The sequence below is a fragment of the Bartonella sp. AP20NXHL genome, from assembly GCF_042196165.1.
In the GTDB taxonomy this organism is placed as follows: Bacteria; Pseudomonadota; Alphaproteobacteria; order Rhizobiales; family Rhizobiaceae; genus Bartonella.
The window spans coordinates 19603-32264 of the sequence record NZ_JBHIPV010000003.1; the positions used below are offsets into that span (position 1 = coordinate 19603).

A 12662-nucleotide genomic window follows, 5' to 3' on the forward strand; every position below is an offset into this window, starting at 1 on the left:
ATGAGGGGGATTTTTCTTTTATGGTTTTGTGCTGTATTGAGCAGGTGTCAACATGAATAGTGTTAATAATATTCGGTCAATATTTTTGGATTATTTTCATCGTAATGGGCATAAAGTTCTTTCTTCTAGTCCGCTTGTTCCGCGGAATGATCCTACACTTATGTTTACAAATGCAGGGATGGTGCAGTTTAAAAATGTTTTTACTGGACTTGAACAACCTTCTTATACGCAGGCAACAACGGCACAAAAATGTGTTCGTGCGGGTGGAAAGCATAATGATCTTGATAATGTTGGATATACGGCGCGCCATCATACATTTTTTGAAATGCTGGGTAATTTTTCTTTCGGTGATTATTTCAAAGAAGAAGCCATTTTTTTATCATGGAATCTTTTAACAAAGGAATTTTGCCTGCCAAAAGATAAATTGTTGGTGACAGTTTATCAGAGTGATGATGTTGCTGCTGAACTGTGGCGTAAAATTTCAGGTCTTCCAGATGAAAAAATTGTCCGTATTGCGACAGCTGATAATTTTTGGTCGATGGGAGAAACAGGCCCTTGTGGGCCTTGTTCGGAGATTTTTTATGATCATGGTGATGAAATCTGGGGCGGTCCTCCTGGAAGTATGGAAGAAGATGGTGATCGCTTTATTGAGATTTGGAATCTTGTTTTTATGCAGTATGAGCAAGTTTCCAAGGAAAAACGTGTTAACTTACCTCACCCTTCTATTGATACAGGCATGGGATTAGAGCGTATTGCTGCTGTTTTACAGGGCGTTCATGATAATTATGACATTGATCTTTTTCGTGCATTAATTGCTGCATCAGAAGAAATTACAGGGATTGAGGCAAAGGGTGATTTTATTGCCAGCCATCGTGTCATTGCTGATCATCTTCGTTCATCGGCATTTTTGATTGCTGATGGTGTGCTTCCTTCTAATGAAGGAAGAGGATATGTTTTACGTCGTATTATGCGTCGTGCTATGCGTCATGCGCATCTTCTTGGTGCTAAAGAGCCCTTAATGTGGCGACTTTTGCCTGCTTTAAATCGCGAAATGGGACAAGCTTATCCTGAGTTGGTGCGTGCTGAATCTTTGATTTCAGAAACTTTAAGGTTAGAAGAAATACGTTTTCGTAAAACGCTTGAACGAGGACTTGGTTTGTTGAACGAAGCAAGTACCGATCTTAAAGAAGGAGACTATTTGAATGGTGAAGTTGCTTTCAAACTTTATGATACCTATGGTTTTCCGCTTGATTTGACGCAAGATGTTCTTCGTCGTCGCGGAATATCTGTTGACGTTGGTGCTTTTGATAAAGCGATGGAACGCCAAAAAGAGGAAGCACGTGCCAATTGGTCTGGTTCTGGAGAAGCTGTAACAGAGAAAATCTGGTTTTCTGTTCGTGATCAAGTGGGGGCCACAGAGTTTTTAGGTTATGAAACTGAGACAGCGAAAGGTATTCTTACAGCTCTTGTATGTGATGGTAAAATTGTTGATCATATTTCTTCAGATCAGAAAGCTATGCTTGTTGTTAATCAGACACCTTTTTATGGTGAATCTGGTGGGCAAATTGGTGATAGCGGTATCATTTCTGGTGAAAATTTTATTTTTAAGGTGCATGATACCCAAAGAAAGGGTGATGGTGTTTTTATCCATATTGGGGAGGTGAAATCTGGTCAGGCATCGAGGTCTGATTGTGTAGAATTAACGGTTGATATTGTTCGTCGTAAGAAAATTCGCGCGAATCACTCTGCTACTCATTTGTTACACGAAGCTTTACGCCAAACATTGGGGGACCATGTTACACAAAAGGGCTCTCTTGTATCGCCAGATCGGTTGCGTTTTGATTTTTCACATCCAAAATCCGTTTCACCAGAAGAGTTGAAAAAAATAGAAGATTTAGCCAATGAGATTATTTTGCAAAATAGTAAAGTAATAACGCGCCTCATGGCTGTAGATGATGCAATTTCTGAAGGTGCCATGGCATTGTTTGGTGAAAAATATGGTGATGAAGTTCGCGTTGTTTCTATGGGGGAGCCATTTGAAAAGGGAGGATTTAAAAAGCGTTGGTCAATTGAGCTTTGTGGTGGCACACATGTGGAGCGAACAGGTGATATCGGTTTGATTCATATTGTTTCTGAAAGTTCTGTTTCAGCTGGAGTGCGGCGTATTGAAGCTTTAACAGGCAAAGAAGCACGTCTTTATCTTAGCCGCCAAGATGAACGTATTCATGAAATTGCTGATCTTTTAAAAACTTCTTCTGCTGGTGTGGAAGAACGGGCGCGAATTTTGCTTGATGATCGTCGTAAACTTGAAAAAGAATTGAATGATGTACGCAAGAAAATGATGTTGAGTGGTGGAATAACAGAAAGGAGCCAAGGTGATATTATCATCATCAATGGGTTTTCTTTTACCGGACGCGTTGTTAAAAATATTTTACCACGGGATCTTAAGGCGCTCGTCGATTCTGAGAAAAAACAAATCGGATCTGGAGTGGTTGCGTTTATTAGTGTCTCGGAGGATGGAAAAGGGAGTGCTGTTGTCGGCGTTACGGATGATTTAACGGATAAGTTAAATGCTGTAGATCTCGTTCGTATTCTTTCAGAGATGCTTGGTGGTAAAGGTGGAGGTGGCCGTCCTGATATGGCGCAGGCTGGTGGTCCTGAGGGGAACAAAGCTGATGAGGCATTTGCGGCACTAAAAGATTTTCTTGAAAAAAATTAAAGAATGAAATCATTCTGCATAGGTATTTTTTACATTGTTATATTGGGTTGGTATCTATGTATCATGAATATCTGTCTGGTGTATTTCTGAAATGCAGATACAGCGTAATTGGGGAAAAATACAATTGTAAAGATAAAAACAGTGTTTGTCTTTATAACGTCCAAGCGTTTCAGGAGTCACCTTTTTAAGATAAGATAGATTATTCAGCACTTCATGCTTTGCTGTGTATTCTTTTACTAGGAAGACTAGTTATTATGTTGCTCTTATAGATTTTTTAAAGAAACCTCTCTTTTTATGAAAGGAAAAATCAAGATTTATTGCATACGATTCTCCTTATAAAGTTATAAGCTGTCATTATTCGATTAGTTTTCAAATGAATAAAATCTCTTTCCTTGAAAAGGCTTATAAAAGAGTTGTTATATCTTAGAGCTATTGTTTTCATTTTGCTTGTTATGTACACAGTTTTTTGGTTTATTATTAAAAGGTTTTGAAAAGAATATTCTCCTATCTTTATAAATCTTTATTTAAAGTTATAAAGTAATGAATTATCAATATAAATCAAAGGAATATCACATAAATCTAAAGATTTAGATTAATATTTAATTTATTTATGATAAAATTGCTTTAATACATTGAGTTATAATGATAATTTATCGTTTTATCTTTTGAATAAGAGCTACGAATATTCGTAGGATTTTATTATTTCAAATTCTGGGTATGTTAAATTAATCAAAACCACTCACGAATGTCGTTGTGAAATGGGCTTAAGAGCATTGAAAAATGTTTCTTAAAAAAGTCATATGAATGTGCAAAACAATGATGTTCTGTTCTTTATGAGAGGACTATAAAGAACGTGATAAACAAAAGTGCAAAGCAATACATAATATTCATTATTTAAAAGATGTTTCTTTAGTTCGTTTTGAAATTCGTAAAGCTGAGTAAAAAGAAGACGATAAAACTGGAAATTGTTTTTACCTTTACATTTTCCCTAAATGAGAATGTATACTCGTCAATATGCACAGATATAGGAAAATATTTTTGTTCTAATCTAGTAAAATTGCAATAGCAGAGAAAATACTAAACTGTTTTAATATTTTTCTTAAATACCTAAAATGAATTGTGGCATTTTTAGAAATCTTTTTACTTGTATCATATATAAGAACTCTTGTTATCTTGAGGAGGATTTTTTTGCTTGAAAAAGAGTATCAATTTTATGATGCTATGGCTTCATGTAAGGGGATAACATTTTCTCCTTCTCTTTCTGGTGGTTTGATTGTTAAACCACTTGCCTTTAAAAAATTAGAGAAACGTCCCCCTTTATCGATCAATTCTTGAAAGTTTCCTTTTTCCATTAAGTGACCATGATCCAGAAAGAGTATCACATCAGCATTGCGTACTGTTGAGAGGCGATGTGCTATAATAAAAGTAGTGCGGTTATGGCTTATGCAATCGAGAGCATCTTTGACACGTGCTTCTGTTTCAACATCAAGAGCGCTTGTTGCTTCATCTAGAATGAGAATAGGGGAATTTTTTAAAACAGCGCGTGCAATTGCTAGTCGCTGTTTTTCTCCACCGGATAATTGAGATCCTCGTTCGCCCACCATTGTGTTATAACAATCAGCTTTTTTTAGAATAAAATCGTGAGCTTCTGCTATTTTTGCTGCTTCATAAAGTTCTTCATTTGTTGCGCTCGCTTTTCCTATTGAAATATTGTCATGAATAGTACGGTTGAAAAGACCCGAGTCTTGAAATACTGTTGCTAGAGATTTGCGTAAAGATTCGCGATTGATTGAGCATATATTTATTCCATCAATGGAGATATGCCCAAGGGTAGGGTCGTATACGCGCTGCAACAGATTGATCAATGTTGTTTTTCCAGCCCCTGTTGGCCCTACAATTGCAACAGTTTGTCCTGCTTTAACCTCAAAGGAAATATCAAAAACACCTTGAGAAGAATTGGGGAATTTATAGGTCACGTGATGAAATTGTATGGCGCCTTTAACATTTTGGAGGGAAGGAAGATTTTGCGGTTCGTTGATATGAAAGGTTGAGTCTTCCATTTCAAAAAATTCTTGCAGTTTTGCTTGTGAGGATATTGCACAATTAATAAAATTGCTCATTTGGTCTAGGCGGCTAATCATGAGTTGTGCAAATCCAACAAAAGCAACGACTTCACCTACTCGTAATTGATCTTTTGCAACAAAAAAAGCTCCAAGGAGGAGAACACAAACGATTGAAATTGTTGAAGCCATTCGATTTAAGCCACTGGCGAGCGCCCACCAATTGAGAACAGGATTTTGTGCTTTAAGCAGAGCATTTGTATGTTGATGCAGTATAGAAGCTTCTTCTTTTATTCGGTTATAACTTTGTACAATGGAAACATTAGAGATTGAATCACTGACATGTTTAAAAAGGTTGTGGTGGTAGCATTCCACAGCGGCTTGTCCGTCTTTTGTTTTTCGCATCACTAAACGTGCAATTAATACGTAGGTGATGGCAAGCACAACCAAGACTATTGAAAGACGCCAATTCATATTAAACGCTATGGGGATGAGAACTAATAAGGCGACAAGCGTTGAGAGGTGTTGGCGCATAAAATCAAGCCATATGGTTGACATGGAATCTATTGCGCGCAAAAGTGTATGGAGTGCGTTGGAAGTTCCACGTTGTTGATGCCAAATTAAAGGCATGGCAATGATACGTTCGAAAGATTCCGTTAAAACCGTTAAGCGGCGTCTATGGGCTAAGCGGTCAGCACCGCGAGCAACAAGGACATAAGCAATAATATGTGAAAGTCCAAAACAAACCCAAATGGTAAGAGTAGGAATGATAGCTGATTTTTCTGAAATAGAATCAATAACACGTCCGAATAAAATAGGTTCTGCAATAGTGATAATAGCTAACATAACATTAGCGGTACAGATTAAAAGGGATGCATTTTTTTCTCTATTTAGGTAAGTGAGAACACGTGCATAGGTTTTGAATAAGGACACGGTTAATTATCTCCATTCGCTATTAAGCGTAAAGGCTGTTGATTTTTACAACGCTTAGTTTTTAGCTAATAAAATTTGGATGTTAAGAAAAGGCAATTTTGGATACTAACTGTAATATGGTGTGATAAAACCAACTAAAATATGAATTTTTGTGTTTATAAAGGCGCAAAAATAGATCAATAAAATTATCAGGTAAGGGAATTTTCATGGCAGGCATAGAAATAAAAAAAGTTGAGGCAGATGAAAATGGAATGCGCTTAGATCGCTGGTTTAAAGTGCATTATCCAGGACTTGGTTTTGGAGCTTTGCAAAAATTGTTGCGTTCTGGTCAGATACGGGTTGATGGTGGACGTGTTAAAGCCGATACGCGTCTTTGTATAGGACAGGCTGTTCGTATTCCACCTCTCCCTATTAATGACAAGGAAAATCTTTCAATAACGGATAAAACACTTCGTGGGCAGGATGATGGGACCGTTTTGAAAAAAATGCTGCTTTATGAAGATCCAAAGGTATTTGTTTTTAATAAACCAGCTGGATTGGCTGTACAAGGAGGCTCTGGTTTAACACGTCATATGGATAGTATGCTTGAGGTATGGCGCAATAAAAAAGGTGAAAAGCCGCGTTTGGTTCATCGTCTTGATCGTGAGACGTCGGGTGTGCTTATTGTTGCGCGATCAAGGGGAGCTGCTCAGTCCTTAACTGCTGCTTTTAGAGCGCGAGAAACAAAAAAGACTTATTGGGCGTTGGTTCGGGGCGTGCCTAAAAAAAAGCAGGACAAAATTTCAACGTGGATGGTTAAGGAAATGACTGCACAAGGTGACAAAATGCGTGTTTGTGAACATGGGGAGCCAGATTCACATCATGCGGTTTCCTACTATCGCGTTTTAGATACACGAGGGCGGGCTCTTTCGTGGCTTGAAATGGAACCCTATACAGGGAGAACACATCAGCTTCGTGTGCATGCTGCCCATATGGATCATCCTATCATTGGCGATACAAAGTATTTTTTTTCTGATAGTAATTGGACATTACCAGGAGGAATTCAAAATCGTCTTCATCTTCATGCACGTCGTATTCGTATTCCTCATCCTTCAGGAGGAATATTGGACATTGTTGCACCTTTACCACCTCATATGGTTCAAAGTTTTAATCTTTTGTCTTTTAATGAGAGTGATGCTGAAACAGAGTAAAGAAACTTCATTTGTTCTTTTTGATTGATATAAAATTTTGTCTATAAAGTTGATAAGATGAATAGGGCATCATTTGAAGGAAGTTTTTGATAAGTCAATTGCTATGAGAAAATTATGTTTTTGAGTGATGAAATTTTCGAATATCATGGCTTTCTTTCTACAGCTCTTTATCCATATTGATTGTATTGTTATTTTTTGGATATGGTGTATCGTTTAATAATCTGAGTTTATGAAGCTGCTCCTTTGAATTATCTATAGAGGTCATATTGGGAAGGCGTGTCTGTTGAGGGAGATGAGTTAGATAAAATCTGAAAGATATTTACTAAAATAGAGAAAGCGATTTTAGTTTTTTTATGGGGAATAATGAAGGCATTTTATAGTAATGCTTAGGAAAAGTAGACTCTCAAAAAAATCCTGTTGTCAAGGAAGTTTGTTCTGTTATAAATGTGGTTTGATATGCTTATAGTATAGATTTATGCTTTGTATCTTTACTTACACAATGAAGCCTTCTTAGCAAAGTTCTCCTTTCAATGAGCAATTATTTTTCTACTTACTTAGTTTATCCAAAAGATCATCTTTCATAAAAGAAGAAATAATTTTTCAGTATCTTAATGCTTCATTGAAGTGAACTCATCACATTAAAAAAATATCTAGACAAAAAATTGGAGATAAAACGTCAGGCGCGTTTTATTGCTCTAGGGAGGGCTTGAACACTTTTGTTTTTTCTAGTGAACAAAACAGATATTTATTATGGGAACATTCAAAAGGGGGATAAATTGAAATTAGGAGTGACTGATGGGATCATTATTGATTGACGTTAATAACGTCTCAAAAATATATCGCAACATTGACAGAGGAATTGGTTTTAAAAACAAGGTGTTTTCTCTCTTCAAGCCGGTTTATACAAATCATCATGTGTTAAAAGATATGAGTTTCACCCTCTTTTCAGGGCAATCGTTAGCAATTCTTGGCCCTAACGGAGCGGGTAAATCGACACTGATTAAAATACTTTCTGGTATACAATACGCTGATGAGGGATGTGTTAAAGTCCTTGGTGTTGATCCTTATAAAGCGAAGAAAAATCTGTTCAAGTCTTTGGGTGTGGTCTTTGGTCACAAGAATTGTTTATGGTGGGATTTGCCCTTACGCTACAGTCTGGATATGGTTCAACCATTATATGGTCTTGAATGCGCCTCTTTTACCCGTGATCTTAAAGAGATCGCTGAGTTGCTGGGTCTTGAGCATATTATGGATAAGCCAGTGCGGATGCTTAGTCTGGGTGAGAGAGTGAAAAGTGAATTGGCATTTAATCTCTCCTTTAGACCTAAACTGTTGTTTCTCGATGAGCCAAGTATTGGTCTTGATATTACAGCTAAGCATGAAATCAGGGAGCTTCTTAAAAAACTGAAAAAGGAGCGTGGCACTGGGTATATCATTACAAGTCATGATATGGGAGATATTGATGGATACGTCGATGATATTATTCTTTTGCATAAAGGAAAGAAACAGTTTCATGGTAATCTTCATGCGCTTAAAAATGTCATTCCTTCGTTGGTGAGAATGACACTTTTTTGTGAACACATGGCTGCACCTTCAGCTGTTGTAGAAAAAATTGATGAGATTGCGTTGAAATTATCTACTCCTTTAAAAGATAAGCACTTTAACGCTGAAGAATGCTCGCTGGAGGTTTCGCTGCCCCGTGAGGATTTTGCGCGTTTTGTACGCGAAATTACAACCGAATTGAACTGTACGTTCTCTGTATCCACTCCCTCGCTTGAAGAGATGCTCCGTGTTAAATTTAAAGAATTTATCTAACCACTGCTTTGGTATGTTTCTTTTTGCCAAGAATGGATTACTCACTGTTCTAAGTGATAGAGCAATGTTTTTTACCGATATTATCATTGGGACACTTTCGCCATTTGTTATTCAACTTCTATTATGGAATGCACTTTTCTCTGATACGGGCAACACCATCAATGGCTTTAGCTTTTATGATATGATGTATTATTATGCTTTTGCTTTAGTCCTAGGTCGCTTAAATAATGGTTATAATGTGATTAAGTTTTTCTCTCATCATGTTAAAGAAGGTCAATTAGAAGTATATCTTACAAAGCCCTTTAGTTATATGACACAAATGCTTTTTACTTTTTTAGGGGAGAGTGTATTATATAGCATCCCGTTATTGGCTCTTTTTGTTGTTAAGCTTGTTTTATCCTATGAAAATATTCTGGGATTGGTTATCGCTTTTCTGTTCTTTTTTCTGGTTGTTATTCTATCACAATTGCTTTGTTTTTTACTCTCTTTTGGAATTGCCCTATTAAGCTTTTGGGTGATTGAGTACAATATATTACTCTCTTTCAGTATCCTCAGTTCAACGCTTCTTGGTGGTGTTCTTTTACCACCATCTTTTTGGCCGGTGTGGCTTATTCCGCTTATGCAATTTAATCCTTATCGTTTCATGATATCAGCTCCTGCCGAGTTTTTCGCGACGCAAAATTTAGCGTTGTTTCAGCAGTTTATTTTCGGAAGTTTTACTTATATTTTGTGTTTTTTATTCTTAATTTATATTGCTTGGAATAAAGGGATGAAAGCATATAATGGAGCGGGTGGTTGAGATGAAAATAATCCTTCATTTTATCAGTTTGAATATCCGCCGACAGATTGTTTATGGTAAGAATTTGGCTGGGGAGTTTATTCTTTCTCTATGCTATTATTTTATTCAATTCATATTTATTGATAGAATATCTTCTTTTTCAGGAAAGATCGGTAACTATAGCAGAGATGAAATCCATTTTATCTTTGTTGTCTTTGTTTTACTTGGAATATTTTTGAATATTTTTACTAATTCTATTGAAACGTTTTTTGAAAAAGTAGCGGATGGTAAAATTGAACCATACTTGATAAAGCCCGTTTCAATCTGGTTGTTGATGTTGTTTGGTTGGTGTAAACCTCTTAATCTGATCAAGCTCTTTGTTCTTTATGTTAGTGCCTATTTATTTGTATCATTACCGAATATATCCGATCTTAAGCTAAGATGGATCTCTTTTATTGTTGCAATATTTTGTGTTTTTATTGTCAATATTTGTTTTTTCATGATGTTTAATTTTGTAACATTTATTATTAGCCGTAAGATGCCTGTCGAATATTTTCATGAAATGATTTACGAGCTTTCATTTGTGCCAATAGGAATTTATCCTTTAAGCATCGTAAAATGGCTTTTGTTTATGCTTCCCATGGCTTTTTCTGCTTCCTTGCCTGTGTCATTGTTGCTTGGTAAAGGCGAATGGAATATTGGATATCTTCTGTTGAGCGCTTTTCTTTCCATGGTCATGACTTTCATAAGTTATAAGAAAACAATGCGTAAATTTAATGGATTAGGGGGATGAAATGAAAGTCAGCATGATTATAAAAATAAAAAAAATTGAGTGAATAATTCTATTGTACCATAAATTATCGTTATTTATTCTGGCGATATAAGGCATGTAGAATTTTCACATGAGGATTTTTTTATTGTTAGATAAGATTGAACAATAATATAGGCCGCATTCCCACAGTTACTGGCAAGGAGCGTGAAATAGAAATCAGAGGTTTAAACTGTTCGATTTTAGATGGCAGCTTGATGACAAAAGCCAATGGTAAGATGGCATACAATTTAGTATCATTCATAATACGAGCCAGATGTGTTCTTTTTCGGTTATAGTGCTAAAAAATTGTCAAAGTGGGTAATTTTTATATGCGTAGAATGTGGTTATTCGTGCGGATTTTGTTGGTGCATTCAATATATTATTACGTGGATGAGTTTTTTGCTTAAACAATAAGAAAATTGATAGAATAAAGCTTTTAAGTTGCCCGATAGAAAGCTAAGAGTTGTGCTAAACAACATGATAGCAATTATCAAGACAACAATCACATAGAGACTTTCAGCATGCTGAGTAGGCAAAATTCCATCAATAATTGCTTGAAAAATAAAAGTATTCACCAAGTCAAGTAGCTGTAAAACGATAGCAATAAGATTAATTTCAATAACGTAATAAATATATTTCTTTGTTGTGCAAGTAAATCAAGAGAAGGCTCTTAATTTTTCTTATGCATAACTCATTTTAAGTTATGATTTTGTTAAGAAAAAGAAAAATTAATGTGTTATATTTTAATAGTATTTGCGAATATTATTTTTTTGTACGGTGTTTTTATTTTATTTTAATTTAAAATTAGGTTTGACAATTGTCTAAAACGCGTAATAATCAAATTTAATTGTATCGATATGATGCGTTTTTCTATAAAAGAAAAAGGAGAGTTCAAGCTCATCACGTGCTTCAGGTAATTCATGCCGTCCTTCGGGTTATTATTGGGATACAATAAAATCTACAGGACAAACAGGAGCAATGATAGTGGCGCCTGTTGGGACAGTTGGAGGTGCTGTGCTTGGAGGAATCGTAAGTATAGCGGGTGCAGTTGCAATAGAAAATAGATGGTATAGTTTCTATTAATCGTAGCTGCTGCTGTGGAGGGAGCTATACTAAGAGAAGGCAGTAGGCAGCACTATAAATGGTGCTCTAGGAGGGGGGCCTTTAGAGTTGTGCATCATTTTTATAATTGTGTACGGTAATTTATAGAATATCAGCAATATATCTCTAAAATCATAATAATTTTGTAGATATGTTAATGAAAAATATGTCTAAGAAATATTGTTAGAATATCTTTTAATGGTATATTATTTATAAGTCTATATATTTTAGTTCAGAAATTTTAAGTGTTATAGATACTTTAAATACTATTAATATTATTAATAAATTTATTTAAATTATATTATGCTTCTAAAGCGCATATTAAAACTGATATTATAAAAAATCATCAATAATATTCATTTTATTTTTTATAGTATTCTTTATTTAAGTATCTTTCTATAGAGATTATGAGATATGTTATTAATAAAGTTATGTTTTTAGATTTGGCCAAAAAAATAAAGAGAAATCCAGACAGCTTCTTTTTCAATAAACAAAAATAATGCTTTAATTTGATGTTGTAAAATAACTGATAACGATCATATGTTTTTGATTATCAGTGATGAAAATAATGTGATTTTTGATATAGAGATTGAAAAGATTGAGAACTTTTTCGCGTATCACTCATATTTTCTTACCAAATTTTTTGAAAAATTATATAAAGCAAAAAAATAAATTCTGTTAAGTTATTAGCATTTATAATGAGTTTTTTATTTTCACAGTTTTGTGATTGTTTTTGCATTTAACAATGCATTAACAACATGTGTGGTCCATTTTAAAGTTTTGTTTAAAATTACATAAGTAAGTTCTATTTTGATTTGTTATTGCATCGCTCGTATTGATGTATAACAAAAGCGTTTGAGACAATATAAGATCACAAGAATAAATTTTTAATTGGGTATATAAACTACCGATTGCTTACAGATAAAAAAATCTATGCATATCAAAGTTACGTAAGTTTTTTCTCTTCAAAATGTGTATTTGAGTTAATTTTTGTGATTGATAGCTTTGCTACGATGAAAATACTTGTGAGTTTATTGGTATTCATTAGATAACTATGAATTTTACATATCGATTCAAAAATATAGAATAATATAATTTTACGATTATTGTGGAGTTCATTTTTATAAACTTAAAAACATAATGCTGAGCATTACAAATATTTGCAAAAATGCTTTTATTAGGTATTATTTTGTTTCTTTATAGTTTACATTTTTTATCTTTTTAACCTTGGTTAGAGAGAGAATTTGTATTCATT

At 34.8% G+C, this 12662-nt stretch carries 6 protein-coding genes; 5 read left to right on the forward strand and 1 reads right to left on the reverse strand.

The window, feature by feature from the left end:
* Positions 1–52 precede the first annotated feature (52 nt).
* The gene (gene alaS / locus ACFILL_RS02540; RefSeq protein WP_375643220.1) at positions 53–2719 is read left to right on the forward strand and encodes an alanine--tRNA ligase; all 2667 of its coding nucleotides are present in this window, start codon (positions 53–55) and stop codon (positions 2717–2719) included.
* Positions 2720–3930: 1211 nt separating this feature from the next.
* Here the strand turns inward: alaS and ACFILL_RS02545 are convergent.
* Positions 3931–5712: a glucan ABC transporter ATP-binding protein/ permease gene (locus ACFILL_RS02545; protein WP_375637441.1), complete on the reverse strand. Its 1782-nt coding sequence runs from the start codon at positions 5710–5712 to the stop codon at positions 3931–3933.
* 206 nt (positions 5713–5918) lie between these two features.
* Between ACFILL_RS02545 and ACFILL_RS02550 the strand changes: the two genes are divergently transcribed.
* The 4 genes from ACFILL_RS02550 (at position 5919) to ACFILL_RS02565 (ending at position 10288) form a co-directional block, all read left to right on the forward strand.
* A complete protein-coding gene (locus ACFILL_RS02550; protein WP_375643218.1) occupies positions 5919–6902 on the forward strand; it encodes an RluA family pseudouridine synthase in 984 nt (327 codons plus the stop codon).
* Between the two features lie 795 nt (positions 6903–7697).
* Positions 7698–8717 carry an ATP-binding cassette domain-containing protein gene (locus ACFILL_RS02555; RefSeq protein ID WP_375643217.1) on the forward strand — a complete coding sequence of 340 codons (1020 nt, stop codon included), beginning with the start codon at positions 7698–7700 and terminating at the stop codon, positions 8715–8717.
* A complete protein-coding gene (locus ACFILL_RS02560) occupies positions 8692–9516 on the forward strand; it encodes an ABC-2 family transporter protein (protein WP_375631291.1) in 825 nt (274 codons plus the stop codon). Before ACFILL_RS02555 ends, ACFILL_RS02560 begins: the two co-directional genes overlap by 26 nt.
* Positions 9500–10288, forward strand: a complete 789-nt coding sequence (locus ACFILL_RS02565; protein ID WP_273791430.1) for an ABC-2 family transporter protein — start codon at positions 9500–9502, stop codon at positions 10286–10288. The genes ACFILL_RS02560 and ACFILL_RS02565 overlap by 17 nt, the downstream gene beginning before the upstream one ends.
* Positions 10289–12662 lie beyond the last annotated feature (2374 nt).